Origin of the sequence: Pelomonas parva, from assembly GCF_043555835.1 — a bacterium.
GTDB lineage: Bacteria > Pseudomonadota > Gammaproteobacteria > Burkholderiales > Burkholderiaceae_C > Pelomonas > Pelomonas parva.
The window spans coordinates 104,329-121,807 of the sequence record NZ_JBIGHV010000010.1 but is presented as its reverse complement, the minus strand read 5'-3'; the positions used below and the strand labels follow the sequence as shown (position 1 = coordinate 121,807).

14 protein-coding genes are annotated in these 17,479 nt (G+C 67.6%); all 14 read right to left on the bottom strand.

Translation table 11 applies throughout. The features are described 5' to 3' along the window. Positions 1–11 precede the first annotated feature (11 nt). The 14 genes from ACG00Y_RS23665 to ACG00Y_RS23600 all read right to left on the bottom strand — a co-directional run bounded on the left by ACG00Y_RS23665 (position 12) and on the right by ACG00Y_RS23600 (position 17,159). Entirely contained in the window at positions 12–995 is a 984-nt protein-coding gene (locus ACG00Y_RS23665) for an ABC transporter permease (protein ID WP_394483198.1), read from the bottom strand. Next, a complete protein-coding gene (locus ACG00Y_RS23660) occupies positions 992–2,554 on the bottom strand; it encodes a sugar ABC transporter ATP-binding protein (RefSeq protein ID WP_394483196.1) in 1,563 nt (520 codons plus the stop codon). Before ACG00Y_RS23660 ends, ACG00Y_RS23665 begins: the two co-directional genes overlap by 4 nt. A gap of 137 nt (positions 2,555–2,691) precedes the next feature. Further along, positions 2,692–3,432 carry a substrate-binding periplasmic protein gene (locus ACG00Y_RS23655; protein ID WP_394483432.1) on the bottom strand — a complete coding sequence of 247 codons (741 nt, stop codon included), beginning with the start codon at positions 3,430–3,432 and terminating at the stop codon, positions 2,692–2,694. A gap of 18 nt (positions 3,433–3,450) precedes the next feature. After that, complete coding sequence (mmsB, locus tag ACG00Y_RS23650; RefSeq protein WP_394483194.1) at positions 3,451–4,617, bottom strand: multiple monosaccharide ABC transporter permease; 1,167 nt, start codon at positions 4,615–4,617, stop codon at positions 3,451–3,453. Positions 4,618–4,628: 11 nt separating this feature from the next. After that, complete coding sequence (gene mmsA / locus ACG00Y_RS23645; RefSeq protein WP_394483430.1) at positions 4,629–6,134, bottom strand: multiple monosaccharide ABC transporter ATP-binding protein; 1,506 nt, start codon at positions 6,132–6,134, stop codon at positions 4,629–4,631. A 159-nt stretch (positions 6,135–6,293) separates the two neighbouring features. Continuing rightward, positions 6,294–7,355: a multiple monosaccharide ABC transporter substrate-binding protein gene (gene chvE / locus ACG00Y_RS23640; protein WP_394483192.1), complete on the bottom strand. Its 1,062-nt coding sequence runs from the start codon at positions 7,353–7,355 to the stop codon at positions 6,294–6,296. Positions 7,356–7,393: 38 nt separating this feature from the next. Continuing rightward, positions 7,394–7,552, bottom strand: coding sequence for a hypothetical protein (locus ACG00Y_RS23635; protein ID WP_394483190.1), 159 nt, complete (start codon positions 7,550–7,552; stop codon positions 7,394–7,396). Beyond that, complete coding sequence (locus ACG00Y_RS23630) at positions 7,549–8,991, bottom strand: MFS transporter (protein ID WP_394483188.1); 1,443 nt, start codon at positions 8,989–8,991, stop codon at positions 7,549–7,551. The genes ACG00Y_RS23635 and ACG00Y_RS23630 overlap by 4 nt, the downstream gene beginning before the upstream one ends. Further along, positions 8,988–10,457 (bottom strand): GH1 family beta-glucosidase, encoded by a 1,470-nt coding sequence (locus ACG00Y_RS23625; protein WP_394483186.1) that lies wholly within the window; start codon positions 10,455–10,457, stop codon positions 8,988–8,990. Before ACG00Y_RS23625 ends, ACG00Y_RS23630 begins: the two co-directional genes overlap by 4 nt. Positions 10,458–10,544: 87 nt before the next feature. After that, on the bottom strand, positions 10,545–11,999 hold the full coding sequence (locus ACG00Y_RS23620; RefSeq protein ID WP_394483184.1) for a GH1 family beta-glucosidase: 1,455 nt from the start codon (positions 11,997–11,999) through the stop codon (positions 10,545–10,547). Then, entirely contained in the window at positions 11,996–13,132 is a 1,137-nt protein-coding gene (locus tag ACG00Y_RS23615; RefSeq protein ID WP_394483183.1) for a DUF5597 domain-containing protein, read from the bottom strand. Before ACG00Y_RS23615 ends, ACG00Y_RS23620 begins: the two co-directional genes overlap by 4 nt. 29 nt (positions 13,133–13,161) lie before the next feature. Next, positions 13,162–14,478: a xylose isomerase gene (xylA, locus tag ACG00Y_RS23610; RefSeq protein ID WP_394483181.1), complete on the bottom strand. Its 1,317-nt coding sequence runs from the start codon at positions 14,476–14,478 to the stop codon at positions 13,162–13,164. A gap of 18 nt (positions 14,479–14,496) precedes the next feature. Next, entirely contained in the window at positions 14,497–15,945 is a 1,449-nt protein-coding gene (gene xylB / locus ACG00Y_RS23605; RefSeq protein WP_394483179.1) for a xylulokinase, read from the bottom strand. Further along, the gene (locus ACG00Y_RS23600; protein WP_394483177.1) at positions 15,945–17,159 is read right to left on the bottom strand and encodes an ROK family transcriptional regulator; all 1,215 of its coding nucleotides are present in this window, start codon (positions 17,157–17,159) and stop codon (positions 15,945–15,947) included. Before ACG00Y_RS23600 ends, xylB begins: the two co-directional genes overlap by 1 nt. Between the last annotated feature and the right edge of the window lie 320 nt (positions 17,160–17,479).

Here is a 17,479-nt window from a genome sequence, read left to right as displayed (position 1 = left end):
AGGGAACCGGTCTAGCGCCGGTTGCGGAGCTGGTCGATCCAGACGGTGACGAGGATGACCAGGCCGATGATGATTTGCTGCGTGAAGGACGAGACGCCGTTCATGTTCAGCCCGTTGCGCAGGATGCCGATGACGAAGGCGCCGATGACGGTGCCGGAGATGGTGCCCACGCCGCCCAACAGCGAGGTGCCGCCGATGACGGCTGCGGCAATGGCGTCCAGCTCATACATGACGCCCTCATTGGGTTGGGCGGTGACGAGGCGTGACATCAGCACGCAGCCCGCCAAGCCTGCCAGCGCGCCCGAGGCCACGTAGGCAAACATGGCGACGCCGTTCACGTTGACGCCCGACAGCCGCGCCGCCTCGCCGTTGGAGCCCACCGCATGCAGGTGCCGGCCCAGCGTCGTGCGGCGCAGCAGGATGGCGGCGGCGATGGCCAGCACGATCATCAGCAGCACGGGATAGGGAATGCCGGGGAAGATGACGTTGGGGAAGCCCTGTTCGTCGATTTCCTCGATGCGCCACAGCGCGCCGTTGCCCAGCACGCCGAAGGCCTCGCCCAGGCCGGAGATGGCGCGTGCATCGGTCAGCTGCAGCGCCACGCCGCGGGCCACCAGCATCATGCCCAGCGTGGCGATGAAGGGCGGCAGGCGCAGCCGCGTCACGCACCAGCCGTTGATGGCGCCGCACAGGCCGCCCACCACCACGCCCAGGGCCATGGCCGGCGCGACCGGCATGCCGGCCTTGACCAGCATGCCGGCAACGACGCCCGACAAGGCCAGCACCGAGCCCACCGACAGGTCGATGCCGCCAGTCAGGATGACCAGCGTGGCGCCGATGCCGAGGTAGACGATGGTGGTGACCTGCAGCGACACCGTCATCGCATTGCCGACCGTGAAGAAGGCGTTGCTCGTCAGCGAGAACACGAGCACGAGGATGAGCAGGCCGGCGAGCGCAGCGAACTTCTGGATCAGGTCTTTCTGGCGGTCGTTCATAGCGCGGGTTCAAGGGCCGCCGTTGACGGCCTGGGAGATTCGGTTGGGCCGACGGAGGCGTGGTGCATGACTTGCTGCTGGGTGCAGTGGCGCGCATCCAGCACCGTGGCCAACTGGCCCTGGCGGAACACGGCGACGCGGTCGCTCATGCCGAGCACTTCGGGCAGGTCGGAGCTGATCAGCACGACGCCAATGCCCTGGGCGGCGAGCTGGTCCATCAGAGCGTAGATGGCGTACTTGGCACCGACATCGATGCCGCGCGTCGGTTCGTCGAAGAGGATGACGCGCGCCTGGCGGAACAGCCATTTGGCGATGACGACCTTCTGCTGGTTGCCACCGGACAGCAGCCGGGCGACCTGCTCGGGCGACGGCGTGCGGATGCCGAGCTGGTCAATGAAGTGATTCGCCGTCTCACGTTCGCGCGCGGCGTCGATGAAGCCGAGGCCGCTGGCCAGCGCGCCCAGGTTGGGCAGCGTGATGTTGTGGGCCACGCTCATCTTCACCGCCAGGCCGTGGGCCTTGCGGTCTTCGGAGACATAGGCGATGCCGGCGGCAATGGCATCGCGCGGCGAGTGGATGGTGAGCGCCTGGCCGGCCAGTTCCATCTCGCCGCCGTCGACCGCATCGGCACCGAAGATGGCCCGCGCCACCTCCGTTCGGCCGGCGCCGACCAGGCCGGCGAAGCCGAGGATCTCGCCGCGCCGAAGCTCGAAGTCCAGCGGGCCGAACACGCCCTCGCGCCGCAGCCCGCGCACGCGCAGCAGCACTTCGCTGACGGGCTGGCGCGAGGCCGGCGGGAACTGCTGGGTCAGCTCGCGGCCCACCATCAGGCTGACGATCTCGTCGATGGAGGTCTCGCCCCAGCGGCGGGTGGCGATGTACTGGCCGTCGCGCAGGATGGTCACGCGGTCGACGATGTGGGCCAGCTCATCGAGCCGGTGCGAGATGTAGACGATGCCGACGCCGGCGCGCTTGAGCTCGTTGACGACCGCGAGCAGCCGCGCCGCGTCGGCCTCGCCGAGCGAGGAGGTCGGCTCGTCCATGATCAGCAGCCGCGCGTCCATGGACAAGGCCTTGGCGATCTCCACCATCTGCTGCTGCGCGATGGACAGGGCCGAGACCTGCGTGTCGGGGTCGATGTCCACGCCCAGCCGCTGCAGGCAGGCGCGTGCGCCGTCGCGTTGCCGAGTGCGGTCGACGAACCAGCCGCGCCGGGGCTCGCGGCCCAGCCAGATGTTCTCGGCCACCGTCAGGTGCGGCACCAGGTTCAGCTCCTGGTGGATCATGACGATGCCCAGGTCCTGGGCCTGCTGCAGCCCGGTGATGCGCACAGGCTGGCCGTCGAAGCGGATCTCGCCCTCGTCGGGGACGTAGACACCGCTGAGGATTTTCATCAGCGTCGACTTGCCGGCACCGTTCTCGCCGCAGACGGCATGCACCTCGCCGCGCTGGACGTCCAGCGCCACGCCCGACAGCGCCACGACGTTGTCGAAGCGCTTGCAGACACCTTCCATGCTCAGCAGGGGTGCGATGACGGACTCGGCAGGGAAGGGGCTCATCACGGGGAAGAAACTCGTTGATGCCGTCAAAGTTTTGGTAATACCACTTTGCCATACGGAGTTGCTGGTAAGGCCGGAGGAATACCCGGGGATGGCGGTCGATCCAATCCAGCGCAGGCGCGGGAAACGGCAGCCGTTCAGCGGTAGCGGTTCAAGAGAGTGTCGAGGCTGCCGTCGGCCTGCATGCGGACGATGGTCTGGTCAAGCGGTCGCAACAGGTCGGCCCGTTGCGGTGACAGTGCGCAGCCCAGTTGTTGGCGTTCGACTTCCATCACTTCGCGCAGCCCTGACTGGGGATGGGCCTTCATGTAATAGGCCAGCGTGGCGCGGTCCGTGACGGCATGTTGCACCCTGCCCAGGGAGAGGCGGTGCAGGTTGGTCTGCGCATCGACGGCATCCTGGCGGCGGACCGGCTGGCCGAAAGCCTGGTCCAACACTGGGTAGCGGTAGCCCAGCACGGTGCCGAGCGCCTGGTCGCGCAAGTCGCTGAGCCGCGACACCGCCTGGGCCGCAGGGCCTGCGGCGATCACGCCCGCGCCAGGCAGAAAGAACTGCGTCCAGAGCACCTTGCCGTCAAGCCATTCCGGCTTGACGTAGCACAGCAGATCGGCGCTCCCCGATGCCACCGCAGGACCCGCGCGCTTGCTGGGCAGCGCCACGAAGACCGGCCTGAGCCCAAGGCGCTGGGCCAGCAGTTCGCCCAGATCCTTGAGCAGGCCCTCGACGGGGAGGTCCCGCGCCATCCTGAGCATGGGCATGGACTGGTTGGTCGGTGCCACGATGCGCAGGGTGGGCGGCTCGGCCGGGCTGGCGTGCACCCAAGTCGGCAGCGCGATGGCCAGCGCCAGGCGAAGCCAGGCAAGGTGTCGGTCGCGCATCAGCACGGGGGCGAAGGGTCAGCCCTTGCGGCGGTTGTAGACGTCGAACACGACCGCCGCCAGCAGCACCAGGCCCTTGATGACCTGCTGCCACTCGATGCCGATTCCCATGATGGACATGCCGTTGTTCATCACGCCCATGATGAAGGCGCCGATGACCGCGCCCATCACCTTGCCGATGCCGCCCGAGGCGGACGCGCCACCGATGAAGCAGGCGGCGATGACGTCCAGCTCGAAGCCCAGGCCCGCCTTGGGTGTGGCGGTGTTCAGGCGTGCCGCGAAGACCAGGCCCGCCAGCGCGGCCAGCACGCCCATGTTGATGAAGCACAGCAGCGTCAGCCGCTCGGTGGGCACGCCCGACAGCCGTGCCGCGCGCTCATTGCCACCCAGCGCATAGACGCGCCGGCCCAGCGTCGTGCGCTGGGTGATGAAGGCATAGATGCCCACCAGCAGCGTCATCAGCAGCAGCACATTGGGCAGGCCCTTGTAGGACGCCAGCAGCCAGACCAGCGCGCCCAGCGCGGCCGTCTGCGCCAGCACCCTCAGGCCGAAGAGCAGTACCGGTTCGGCGGCGGCACCGAGTTCGGCAGCCTTGCGGCGACCGGCGACTTCCTTCACGGCCAGCAGAGCGACCAGACCGAAGCCGAGGACCATCGAGGTCAGATGGCGTTCATCGCCTTCCGGCAGATCCGGCAGGAAGCCGCTGCTGAGGATCTGGAAGCTGTCGGGAAAGGGGCCGACGGACTGGCCGCCGAGCAGCGCCAGGGCCAGGCCCTTGAACACCAGCATGCCGGCCAGCGTGACGATGAAGGAGGGGATCTTGAGATAGGCGACGAACCAGCCCTGCGCGCCGCCGATGATGGCGCCGGCCACTAGGCACAGCAGCAGCGAGGGCAGGACCGGCCACCCCATCTCGACCATCAGCACCGCCGCCAGCGCGCCGATGAAGCCGCAGACGGAGCCGACCGACAAGTCGATGTGCCCGGCGACGATGACCAGCAGCATGCCCAGCGCCATGACGACGATGTAGCTGTTCTGCAGGAACAGGTTGGTCAGGTTGAGTGGCTGCAGCAAGGTGCCGTCAGTCCACACCTGGAAGAAGGCCATGATGGCCACGAGAGTCAGCAACATGCCGTAGTCCCGCAGATGCGAGGACAGGAAGGTGCGCAGGGAAGAGGGGAGCATCGCGGTTTGTCTCAATGGGTGCCCAGCAGGGCGTGCATGACTGTTTCCTGAGTGGCGCCGGCCGCCGGCATCTCGCCGACGAAAGCGCCCTCGTTCATGAGGTAGAGGCGGTCGCACATGCCCAGCAGCTCGGGCAGCTCCGACGAGATCATCAGGATCGCCCGGCCCTCGGCAGCCAGGTTCGCGATCAGGCTGTAGATCTCGAACTTGGCGCCGACGTCGATGCCCCGGGTGGGCTCGTCAAGGATCAGCAGGTCAGGCTCGGTAAAAAGCCATTTGGACAGCACCACCTTCTGCTGGTTGCCGCCTGACAGCTCGCCCACCTTCTGCTCGACGCTCGCGCAGCGCGTGCCCAGGCGCTGGCGGAAGTCGTTGGCCACCTCGGACTCGCGCACGTCGTCGATGACGCCCCGGCTGGAGATGCCGTCCAGGCGACACAGGCTGGTGTTGCGCGCGATGCTGTCGTGCAGCACCAGGCCCAGGGCCTTGCGGTCCTCAGTCACATAGGCCAGGCCGGCCTTCACTGCCCGGCGCACGGTAGAGACGTCGACCTCGCGACCCGCCATCCAGGCCGAGCCGCGAATGCGCCGGCCCCAGGAGCGGCCGAACACGCTCATCGCCAGCTCCGTGCGCCCGGCGCCCATCAGCCCGGCGATGCCGACGATCTCGCCACGCCGCACGTTCAGGTTCACGCCCTTGACGGCCTCGCGCCCGACATGCAGCGGATGCTCCACCCACCAGTCCTTCAGCTCGAACAGCACCTCGCCCGGCTTGGATGAGCGCGGCGGATAGCGGTCCTTCATCTCGCGGCCCACCATGGCGCGGACGATTGCCGCTTCCGAGGGCGGTGCGTCGCGGCAGTCCATCGTCTCGATGCTGGAGCCGTCGCGCAGCACCGTGACGGCGTCGGCCACCTCGGCGATCTCGTTGAGCTTGTGCGAGATCAGCACGCAGGCCACACCGCTGGCGCGCAGGCGCTTGAGCAGTTCCAGCAGCGCCTTGCTGTCGTCCTCGTTGAGGCTGGCCGTCGGCTCATCGAGGATGAGCAGCTTGACGTCCTTGGCCAGCGCCTTGGCGATCTCCACGAGCTGCTGCTTGCCGACACCGATGTCGTCGATCAGCGTGCTGGGTGATTCGTCCAGGCCCACCTGGCGCAGCAGCTCGACGGCCCGCTCGTGCGTGCGGCGCCAGTCGATGACGCCGCGCTTTGCCTGCTCGTGGCCGAGGAAGAGGTTCTCGGCAATCGACAGCTGGGGGATGAGCGCCAGCTCCTGGTGAATGATGACGATGCCCAGCTGCTCGCTCTGGCGGATGCCTTCAAAGCGCCGGACCTCGCCGTCGAACCAGATGTCGCCCGTGTACTCCGGGTGCGGGTAGACACCCGAGAGCACTTTCATCAGCGTCGACTTGCCGGCGCCGTTTTCGCCGACGACGGCATGGATCTCGTTGCGCCGCACCAGCAGGTCGACGTGGCGCAGCGCCACCACCTCATGGAACTTCTTGCAGATCGCGCGCATCTCCAGCAGCGCGCCTGGTTGGACGGGGACTTGCTCCACTTCAGTTGCTCCGCCGGCCGATGCTGAAAGGCAACCACAGAGGCACCGAGTCACAGAGGAAGACAGTGCTTCTCTGTGCTTTCCTCTGTGCCTCCGCGTCTCTGTGGTGGTGTTCGGTTTTCACTTCAGCTGACTTTCCTTGTAGTAGCCGCTGTCCACCAGCACCGCCTTCACGTTGCTGGCGTCCACGGCTACCGGTTTGAGCAGGTAGGACGGCACGACCTTGACGCCGTTGTGGTAAGTCTTGGTGTCGTTGACCTGGGGGCTGCGGCCTGACAGTGCGGCGTCCACCAGGTCGGCCGTGACCTTGGCGAGCTGGCGCGTGTCCTTGAACACGGTGGAGGTCTGGTCGCCGCGCAGGATGGCCTTGACCGAGGGCAGGTCGGCGTCCTGGCCGGTGATGACCGGCATGGGCTGCTTGGGTGTGCCGTAGCCCACGCCCTTGAGCGACGAGATGATGCCGATGGACAGGATGTCGGCCGGTGCCAGCACCGCGTGCAGCTTGTCCTTGCCGTAGAAGGCCGACATCAGGTTGTCCATGCGCGCCTGGGCGGTGGCGCCGTCCCAGCGCAGGATGCCGACCTTCATCGCGCCGGTCTGCTTGCTGCGGATGACCAGCTTGCCACCGTCGAGGTAGGGCTTGAGCACGCTCATCGCGCCGTCGTAGAAGAAGCCGGAGTTGTTGTCATCCGGCGAGCCGGCGAACACCTCCAGGTTGAACGGGCCCTTGCCCTGCTTGAGACCCAGCTTGTCGACGATGGAGTTGGCCTGCAGCACGCCGACCTGGAAGTTGTCGAAGGTGGCGTAGTAGTCCACGTTGGCGGTACCGCGGATCAGGCGGTCGTAGGCAACGACCTTGACGCCCTTCTCGGCGGCCTTCTTCAGCACGCCCGAGAGCGTGCTGCCGTCGATGGACGCGATGACCAGGGCCTTGGCGCCCTTGGTCACCATGTTCTCGACCTGCGAGAGCTGGATGGGGATCTCGTCGTCGGCGTACTGCAGGTCGACCTGGTAGCCCAGCGCCTTGAAGGCCTTGACCATGTTGTCGCCGTCGGCGATCCAGCGCTGCGAGGCCTTGGTGGGCATCGCGACGCCGATGGTGCCCTTGGCCTGGGCCAACACGGCGGAGGCGGGGGCCAGGCCCAGCAGCAGGCCAAGTGTGAGGAAGGTGGTGCGATGCATGTTGTCTCCTGTGTGTGTTTGTGGCAAGGCCGGGGGGGTTAGTCGGCGAGCTTCTTCACGCCCTGCAGCACGCCGTGGCTGCGCAGCTTCAGCGCCAGCCGGCGTGCCGATGCGGAGGTGGCAGCAGTGGCGGCGATGGGCGTGACCGTCGCGCCCGCGAGTACGGCCTGCAAGGCCTGACGGCGTGAAAGTGTCATACCGTCCCCCGCGTGGCTTCAAGCTGGTCGCGAATCTCCAGCATGCGTGCCTCGGTCAGCGGGAAGCGCAGGATGGCGATCAGCGCCAGCACCAGGCCGATGACGGGGATGCCCGACAGCAGGATACGGATCCAGAAGATGGCTTCCGGCGTCTGGATGTCCAGCTTGGAATCGAAGCCGGTGAACTGCAGGATCCAGCCCGACGCGCCCACGCCCAGGGCGATGCCGACCTTGGTGATCCAGGACTGGCAGGCCGAGAACGAACCCTCGCGGCGCTGGCCGGTCTGGGACTCGTCGTAGTCCACCACGTCGCCGATGGTGGCGCCGTACAGCGTCCAGAAGCCCGCGCCGGTGAAGGCGACGAAGCCGCAGGCGAACAGCTGCAGGTAGGGCCGCTCGGGGTCGTACAGCCACCAGTCGCCGATGAAGGCGCAGATGGCCATGACCAGCACCGTGGCCAGGCCGGCGCGCTTGCCCCACCTGCGCGCGATCCACGTGAAGAACGGGATGCCCGCAAAGCCGAAGGCCATGCCGGCTAGGCCCATCGCGGTGTTCCACTTCGTCGCCAGCACGATGTCGCCCTGGCAGACGTAGTAGACGGTGGCGTAGTAGCCCAGTGCGCCCACCATGGCCGTGCCAATACCGTAGGCCAGCGCCATCAGCAGCACATGCCGGAAGGGCTTGCAGCGCAGCGTGCGCCACAGCGTGTCAGAAAACGGGATGTGCGTCTGCGTGCGCGACACCAGCTTCTCGTAGTAGCGCTCGCGCACCATCAGGAAGATGGCGATGGACACCGCCACCATGATGGCGCCGAGGATGGCGCAATAGGTCTGGGCACCGCGCAGGATGTCGGGCTTGCCGGTCTCGGGGTCGTTGAAGATGGCCAGCGTCGTGAACTGGGCGGCAAAGAACATCGCCAGCTCGGGCAGCTTCTGGATGTAATTGCGCACCGCCATCACCGTCGTGCGCTCGTGATAGTCGGGCGTCATCTCCGAGCCCAGGCTGACCCAGGGCATGTTGAAGCAGCTCATGATGGGCACGTAGATCACCATGCTGACCAGCATGAAGGTGAAGTACTGCATGTCCGTCCAGCCCTTGCCGACGGCGAACATCAGCGGCAGGCCGATGCCGGCCAGCACGCCGCCGATCAGGATGAACGGGCGGCGCCGGCCGTAGCGCGTGCGCGTGTTGTCGCTGATCCAGCCGAAGATCGCATCGCTGGCCGCGTCGATGAAGATCTTGACCATCTGCACCGTCGAGATCAGGCCGGGTGCGACGCCGAGGAAGATGTTGAAGACGTGGAAGGCCAACGACGGGTAGAGCCAGTGGCCCCACATGTCGAGGACGGAGCCGAGGCCGAAGCCGATCTTCTGCCGCATGGGCAGGCGGTCGGCCGAGGGTGGCACGACGCGGTCGAGATGCAGGGTGCTGGCGTTCACAGGATCTTTCGTTCTTTGATGACGTCGGAGTAATAGCGGGCGGACAACTTGGGCGTGCGGACCTGGGTCGCAAAGTCGCAGTGCACGATGCCGAAGCGGCGCTGGTAGCCGTCTTCCCACTCGTAGTTGTCGATGAAGGACCACAGGAAGTAGCCATTCAGCGGCACGCCGTCGCTGATGGCGCGGTGGGCTTCGCGCAGGTAGGCGCGCACGTAGTCGCGGCGGTGCAGGTCCACCACCTCGCCGTTGACGACGGGCTCGTCGTCGTAGCCGCAGCCGTTCTCGGTGATGTAGATCGCCGCGTGCCCGTAGACCTCGTGGCAGAAGCGCGTGGCCCAGTACATGGACTGCGGCACGAGGCGCAGCCAAGGGCTGTCGGCGCGGGGGTAGTTGGTGGGGTTGGTCAGTGCTTCGTAGCCGGTGTCGGTCTTGGCGGCGCGCACGAAGGTGCCGCTGTAGATGTTCAGGCCGAGGAAGTCGGTCGGCAGGCTGATGAGGGCGAAGTCGCCGGGCCGCACGTCGGGCGCGTCGGCACCCACGCGCGCCAGGAAGTTCGCGGTGTACTTGCCGGCCTGGATGGCGCCGAGGATCTGCGCGTTGCGGTCGATAAACCAGGCCTTGGCGGCGGCGATGTCGGCCGGCTTTTCCGTCACGGGCACGGACACCGCGCAGTTGTCGGTCAGGCCGACGACGGCGCCCTTGCCGCCAAACTTGCGCACGGCCCTCACCCCGTGCCCGTGGCACAGCAGTGCGTGGTGATAGGTCTGGTTGACGACCTTGGCGCTTTCCTTGCGGCCGGGGGCCTTGGTGCCGGTGCCGTAGCCCAGCAGCGTGAAGCAGAGGATCTCGTTGAGCGTGATCCAGTGCTTCACGTCCTTGGCGAAGGCCTTGACGACGGTGTCGGAGTAGGTCGCGAAGGCATCGACGGTGACGCGCGAGGTCCAGCCGCCGCGGTCCTCCAGCGACTGCGGCAGGTCCCAGTGGAACAGCGTCACCCACGGCTCGATGCCGTGCTTCTTCATGCTGGCGAAGACGCGGTGATAGAAGTCCAGCCCGGCCTGGTTGAGTGCGCCGTCGCCGTTCGGGTAGATGCGTGGCCAAGCGATGGACAGGCGGTACTGCTTGATGCCGAGCGAGGCCATCAGCGCGAAGTCCTCGTCGAAGCGGTGGTAGTGGTCGCAGGCCACGTCGGGCGTATGGCCCTGGTAGACCTTGCCGGGGATGCGGGCAAAGCGGTCCCAGACGGACTCGCCCTTGCCGTCCTCGAAGGCCGCGCCTTCGATCTGCGCGGAGGCAGCGGCGACGCCGAAGACGAAGTCGGCGGGGAACGCGCTGGCGTATGTCAACGCTGTCGTCGCGGGCGCGGGACGGGGCTGTGTCGGTGCGGCCAACGAGGCGGGCGCGAGTACCGGCAGCGTGGCGGCGGCAAGGAGTTGGCGGCGGCGCAGGGGGCGAGCAGAAGTCATCTGGATGTTCCTCGGTAGACCGCATATGGGGCGGAGGCCCGCTGCGGCGCGAGGGAATATAGGCGGCTTGGTCGGGCCCGTTTCATGTCAGAGGATGCGACGCTCACGGACGACGGCTGCGTAGTAGAGCGAGGACAGCTTGGGCGTGCGTGCCTGCGTCGCGTAGTCGCAGTGCACGATGCCGAAGCGGCGCTGGTAGCCGTCTTCCCACTCGTAGTTGTCGATGAAGGACCACAGGAAGTAGCCCTTCAGCGGCACGCCGTCGCCGATGGCGCGGTGGGCCTCGCGCAGGTGGTTGCGCAGGAAGTCGCGGCGGTGCAGGTCCAGCACCTCGCCGTCCACGACCGGCTCGTCGTTGTAGCCGCAGCCGTTCTCGGTGATGTAGAGGGCCTGGTGGCCGTAGCACTCCGCCGCGAAGCGCGTGGCCCAGTAGATGGACTGCGGCACCAGGCGCAGCCAGGGGCTGTCGGCGCGCGGGTAGTTGATGGGCGGCGGCAAGGCCTCGAAGGCCTTCCCCGTATCAGCGTCCTTGCCGGCGCGCACATAGGTGCCGGTGTAGATGTTCAAGCCCAGGTGGTCGGTGGGCAGGCTGATGAGGTCGAAGTCACCGGGCAGCACTGAAGGCGCATCGGCGCCCACGCGGGCCAGGTAGTCGGCCGGGTATTCGCCGGCGTGCATGGCGCCCAGCACATGGGCGTTCATCTGCAGGAACCAGGCCTTGGCGGCGGCGATGTCGGCCGGCGTCTCGGTGACGGGGATGCTGACGTCGAGGTTGTCGGTCAGGCCAACGACCGCGCCCGCGCCGCCAAATTCGCGCACGGCGCGCACGCCATGGCCGTGGCACAGCAGCGCGTGGTGGAAGGTCTGGTTGACGACCTGCGCGCTCTCGGTGCGGCCCGGCGCCTTGGTGCCGTAACCGTAGGCCAGCTGCGTGAAGCAGCGGATCTCGTTCATCGTGATCCAGTGCTTCACCTCGCCGGCGAAGGCCTTGACGATGGTGTCGGCGTAGCGCGCGAAGGCGTCGACGGTGACGCGCGAGGTCCAGCCGCCGCGGTCTTCCAGCGACTGCGGCAGGTCCCAATGGAACATCGTCACCCAGGGCTGGATGCCGTGCTTCTTCATGCTGGCAAAGAGGCGGTGATAGAAGTCCAGCCCGGCCTGGTTCAGCTCGCCGTCGCCGTTCGGGTAGATGCGCGGCCAGGCGATGGACAGGCGGTAGTAGTTCAGGCCCAGCGAGGCCATCAGCGCGAAGTCGTCGTCGAAGCGGTTGTAGTGGTCACAGGCCTCGTCGAGCGTGTCGCCGTCGTGCACCTTGCCGGGCGTGCGGCAGAAGCGGTCCCAGATGGATTCGCCCTTGCCGTCGGTGAAGGCGGCGCCCTCGATCTGCGGGGCGGCGGCGGCGACGCCGAAGATGAAGTCGGCGGGGAAGGGGCTGGCGTAGGTCACGGTGGGGCTGTCGGCGGCGTAGTCGCCCTTGATGTGTGGGGCCGTGGCGCTGACGCCGCGGATGAAGTCGGAAACGCAGAGGCGAGGGTCGTTCATGCCGGTCCTGAGCTCGTTGAGTTGGAGCCGTAGCAACATGGCTTCAGCGCGCGCGCCATCGTGACCTTGAGCATCACGGGCTCGGCCGTCGGGTTCAGGCCGCGCTTGACCTGGTCGCCGTTCCAGACGTACTCCCGCCGCCTGCGGCTCTTGTCGTCGAAGCGGCCTTCCTCGGCATGCAGCATGAAGCCGCTGGCGCCCGGCGCGCCCTCCATGCGCGCGCGGGTGCGCTGGCCGACGATGAGGAATTCGTCTTCACCGACCTGAGCGATGGCCACGCCGCCCCCGGGCTGCTCCGTGCCGGCCAGGCGTTCGTCCTTGCTGTCCCAGGCGAGTTCGCCGACTTGCATTTGGCGGTAGCTCAGCTTGGCGACCCAGCCGCCGGGCAGTTCCAGCGACTGCGGCTTGCGGTCGCTGCCCTCTAAGGCCGATTGCGCCCACTGGCGCTGGATGGGCTGGAAGGCGCCGAAGACGCGGGCGAAGGGCTCGCCCATGGCCGTGTCGGTGCGCTTGGCGCCCAGCGGGTAGCTGCTGTAGTTGAAGTAGTCCAGGCTGAAGGGCGCGATGCCGATGGCGCCACGGCCCAGGGCCGGGTAGATCCAGCGCACATAGCCTTCGGCGTTGCCGATCTCGGGAATCCACGGCGCGTTGTGCTTGCGCTGTAACAGGCGCATGCTGGCCTGGATCGCCTCGGAGTTGGACGTCTTGTCCAGCATGGCGGGGAAGCGCTTGGGCTTTGGCTTGACCCAGGCGGGCGTGTAGGCGGCACTGGTGTTCTTCCAGGTCGCGAACCACAACAGCACCAGGCGTTGCTTGTTCTGGTGCGCCTCCTTGACCAGCGTGTCGACGAAGCTGAATTCGAACTTGCCCTCCATCGGCTCGGCCTGCTCCCAGGTCACCGGCATCAGCACGATGTTGGCCTGCATGTCCCGGGCGGCGGCCCAGACCTCGCCGAGGGCCGCCGGGAAGTTGCTGGAGTTGTGCGCCTGGGCGCCAAGCATCAGGAAGGGATTGCCGTCGACGAGCAAGGCATGGTGGCCGTCGCGCTGCACGACGCGGGAGGGTGCAGCAGTGCTGACGGGAGCCGCCAGCATTGCGGCAAGCAGGACCGCGATCAGGGAGGTCTTCTTCATCGGGGGCGCCGTGAGGTTCGCCTCAGATGTCAGGCGCAGAAGCGGTTGACGAGGTTCTCCAGCACTTCCTGGCGGCCCGAGACGGGTACCACGTCCGTGTTCCTGGCCAGCACCTCGTCGGCCAGCTCCGAGAGCGTGTGGCGGCCGTTGAGAATCTCCTGCCCGGCAGGCGCGTCCCAGCCGGCGTAGCGGCTGTCGACTGCGGCCTTGAGGCGACCGTCTTTGATCATCTTCTCGGCGATCAGCAGGCCTTGCGCGCAGACATCCATGCCGCCGATGTGGCCGTGGAAGAGGTCTTCGGCATCGATGGACTGGCGGCGCACCTTGGCGTCGAAGTTCAGGCCGCCCGATCCCAGGCCGCCGGCCTTGAGCACCTCGTACAGCGCGATGGCCGTCTCGGGCACGTTGTTGGGGAACTGGTCGGTGTCCCAGCCCAGCTGCGGGTCACCGCGGTTCATGTCCAGGCTGCCAAGGATGCCGAGGGCGCCGGCGGTGGCGATCTCGTGCTCGAAGCTGTGGCCCGACAGCGTGGCGTGGTTGGCCTCGATGTTGACCTTGACCTCCTTCTCCAGGCCGTAGCGGACCAGGAAGCCGTAGACGGTCGCGGTGTCGAAGTCGTACTGGTGCTTGGACGGCTCGCGCGGCTTGGGCTCGATGAGGATGGCGCCCTTGAAGCCGATCTTGTGCTTGTATTCCACGACCATGTTCAGGAAGCGGCCCAGCTGGTCCATCTCCTGGCCCAGGCGCGTGTTCAGCAGCGTCTCGTAGCCCTCGCGGCCACCCCAGAGCACATAGTTTTCGCCGCCCAGTTTGAGCGTGGCGTCCATCGCGTCGCGCACCTGCAGCGCGGCCATCTTGAAGATCTCGGGGTCGGGGTTGCTGGCCGCGCCCGACATGAAGCGGCGGTGGCTGAACAGGTTGGCCGTGCCCCACAGCAGCTTGAGGCCCGTGGCCTGCTGCTTCTCGCCCAGCACGTCGACGATGCGCTTGAAGTTGTCCTGGCTTTCGCGCGGCGTTGCGCCCTCGGGGGCCACGTCGCGGTCATGGAAGCAGTAGTAGGGCGCGCCCAGCTTGGTGAAGAACTCGAAGGCCGCATCGGCCTTCAGCTTGGCGAGTTCCATAGCGCTGCCGCCCTGGAACCAGGGGCGCTCGAAGGTCGCGCCGCCGAACGGGTCCAGGCCGGTCCAGACGAAGTTGTGCCAGTAGCAGACGGCAAAGCGCAGGTGGTCTTCCATGCGCCGGCCCAGGACGACGCGGTCCTTGTCGTAGTGCTTGAAGGCCAGGTCGTTGGGGCTGTAGGCGCCCTCGAATTGGATGGGCTGGATGTGGTTGAAGTAGCTGCTCATGGCTCTGCAGGTAAAAAGTTAGGCGCCGCGTAGGCGGCTATAGAGGTCACGAAAGCGTGCCAGGCGCGGGGCCAGGCGAGCATGGCGTTCGGGGTTGGGTGTGAAGCGGGCGGCTATGTCCGGGCGCTTGCAGATGGCGTCGACCGTGCCGCCGCTGGCGAGCCAGCCCAGGCGGGCCGCGCCGAGCGCGCCGCCGGCTTCGCTGCCGGTGTGGATGACGATCTCGACGTTCAGCGCGTCGGCGATCTGCTGTGCCCAGTAGGGGCTGCGCGAGCCGCCGCCGACGAGGGAGAGCTGCTTGACCTCGGTGCCCGCAGCGCGCAAGGCGTCCAGGCCATCGGCCAGGCCGAAGGTCACGCCCTCGAGCACGGCGTAGGTGCAGTCGACGCGGTGGGTCTGGGCCTTCAGGCCGTGGAAGAGGCCCGGTGCAAATGGGTCGTTGTGCGGCGTGCGCTCGCCCGCGAGGTAGGGCAGGAAGGTTGGCGCGTCGGCGGTGCTGCCCTTGGACTCCAGCTCGGCCAGCAACGTGGCCTCATCGGCACCGACGAGGTTGCAGAACCAGCGCAGGCAGCTCGCGGCCGACAGCATCACGCTCATCTGATGCCAGCGTTGCGGCAGCGCGTGGCAGAAGGCGTGCACGGCCGAAGCCGGGTTGGGCCGGTAGCGGTCGTTGACGACAAACAGCACGCCCGAGGTGCCCAGCGAGATGAAGCCGTCGCCCGGTTGCGTGGCGCCGATGCCGATGGCGCTGGCCGCGTTGTCGCCCGCGCCGCCTGCGACGATCACATCCGCGCCCAGGCCCCAGGTCCGGGCGAGTTCGGGCCGCAGCACGCCGCTGGGCTCGGTGCTTTCGACCAGCCAGGGCATCTGCGCCCGCGTCAGGCCGCAGGCGGCCAGCAGTTCTTCCGACCAGTCGCGGCGTGCCACGTCCAGCCACAAGGTGCCTGCCGCGTCGGACGGCTCCGAGACCTTGTCGCCGGTCAGCTGCAGGCGCAGCCAGTCCTTGGGCAGCAGCACGCTGCTGATCTGGGCGAATATCTCGGGCTCGTGCTTCCTGACCCAGAGCAGCTTGGGCGCGGTGAAGCCTGGCATGGCGAGGTTGCCGGCGATGTCGTGCAGGGCGGGTGTTGCGGCTTCCAGCTCCGCGCATTCGGCATGGCTGCGGCCGTCGTTCCACAGGATGGCAGGCCGCAACAGCTTGTCGTCCGCACCCAGCAGCACAGCGCCGTGCATCTGGCCCGACAGGCCAATGCCGCGCACGGCGGCGAACGGCCCCGGGTGCGCCGCGCGCAACTGCGCAATGGCGGTGCCGGTGGCGCGCCACCAGTCGGCGGGGTTTTGCTCACTCCAAAGCGGCTCGGGGCTGGACAGCGTCAGCGGCGCGCCGGCCGTGCCGACGATGCGGCCGCTGCCGTCCAGCAACAGCAGCTTGACTTCGGAGGTGCCGAGGTCGATACCGAGATGCATCAGAGGACTTCCTCGTTGGTCATTGCGTCTTGGGGGGTGACCGCGCCGTCCGCCAGTTGCAGTGCGGGGCGGGTCAGGCGGTAGCGGGCCAGCGCGGCAGCGCCAAGGGCCACGGCGTCGGCGCCGAAACGGGCGGTTCGCACGTTGGGTGGCGCAAGGCCGGCCGCCGTCGCGTAGTCGTTCAACGTGGCCAGCGCCGGCCTCAGCAGCGGCTCGCCCAGCTCGACGACGGCGCCGCCCAACACGATGCAGCCGGGGTCGTAGGCGGTGGACAGGTTGTGCAGCAGGATGCCCAGGTAGAGACCGGCTGAGGTGACGGCGCTCAGCGTCGCGGCGTCTGCAGCGGCCAGCCGGGCGCGCACCTGCGTCAGCGAGCCGGACATCGCGGGCATCGCGATCAGCGCCTCTGCGCAGCCCTCGCGGCCGCAGGAGCAGCGCGGCCCCCCCAGTTGCAGCACGGTGTGCCCGACCTCGCCGGCAAAGCCGCGGTTGCCCGTCAGCAGGCGTTCGCCGACGATGACGCCGGCCCCCAGGCCCTGGCCGATGGACACGTAGAGCAGTGGGTCGCAGGCCGGCACGGGGTTGAACTCCATCTCGCCGACAGCCGCTACGGCGGCCTCGTTCTGAAAGTACAGCGGCACGGCTTCCAGCCCGGAGCCGGCGAGCTTGGCAGTGAGCAGCGAAGCGAAGGGCACTTCGCGCCAGCCGAGGTTGGGGGCGAAGTGCAGCAGGCCGCGCGCCTCGTCCACACCGCCGGGCAGGCCGATGCCGATGCCCAACACCTCCTGGCGCGCGTCCAGACGCGCGAGGGTCTTCAGCAGGGCGGCGGCCAGTAGGTCGATGCAGGCGGCAGCGGTGCGGGTGGAGCCGTAGCGTTCGTCGGTGCAGGCGCGCAGCTCGCCTGTCAGCGAGGTCGCCAGCACGCGGACCGACTCGGTGCCCACTTCGGCGCCGATCAGCAGCAGGCGCCGCGAGTCGATGAACAGCGGCGTGGGGCGGCGACCCATGTCACCGGTCGCGACGATCTCGCGCTCGACCAGCCAGCCCTCGGCGATCAACTCGCGCACCAGCAGCCCGACGGTGGACTTTGTCAGGCCCACCGTGCTCGCCAAGTCCGCCCGCGACAGGCCCGGCTTGGCAAAGAGCTGCCGCACCAAGGCCATGCGATGGATGCCTTTGAGCAGTTGCTGGCTTCCGACGGCTTCGGCCTGCAAGTGGTTGTCTCCCCGGTGTCCAGGTTGAGGGATGGATCGGTGCGGCCGGATTGCTCGCGTTTCCAGAGGTTGCCGTGTTGCTGCCCGGTTGCGCCGAGCGCGATTGCTGGTCGGACCTCTTCTCCAAATTTTCATTTGGTAAGACCAATAATAGTTTGGGCGATGCACCAAGTAAATAGGGGGAAGACAGTTGGTGCTCCTCGTTTACACCAACGAAGATGGCACTCGCTGCCGCAGCGCCGGCACGCCGCTGAGGCCTTCGGCTGTCCAGCGGCCCGCAGACCGGAGGGCCGTCGCCGGCCATCCGCAGACAACAAGGA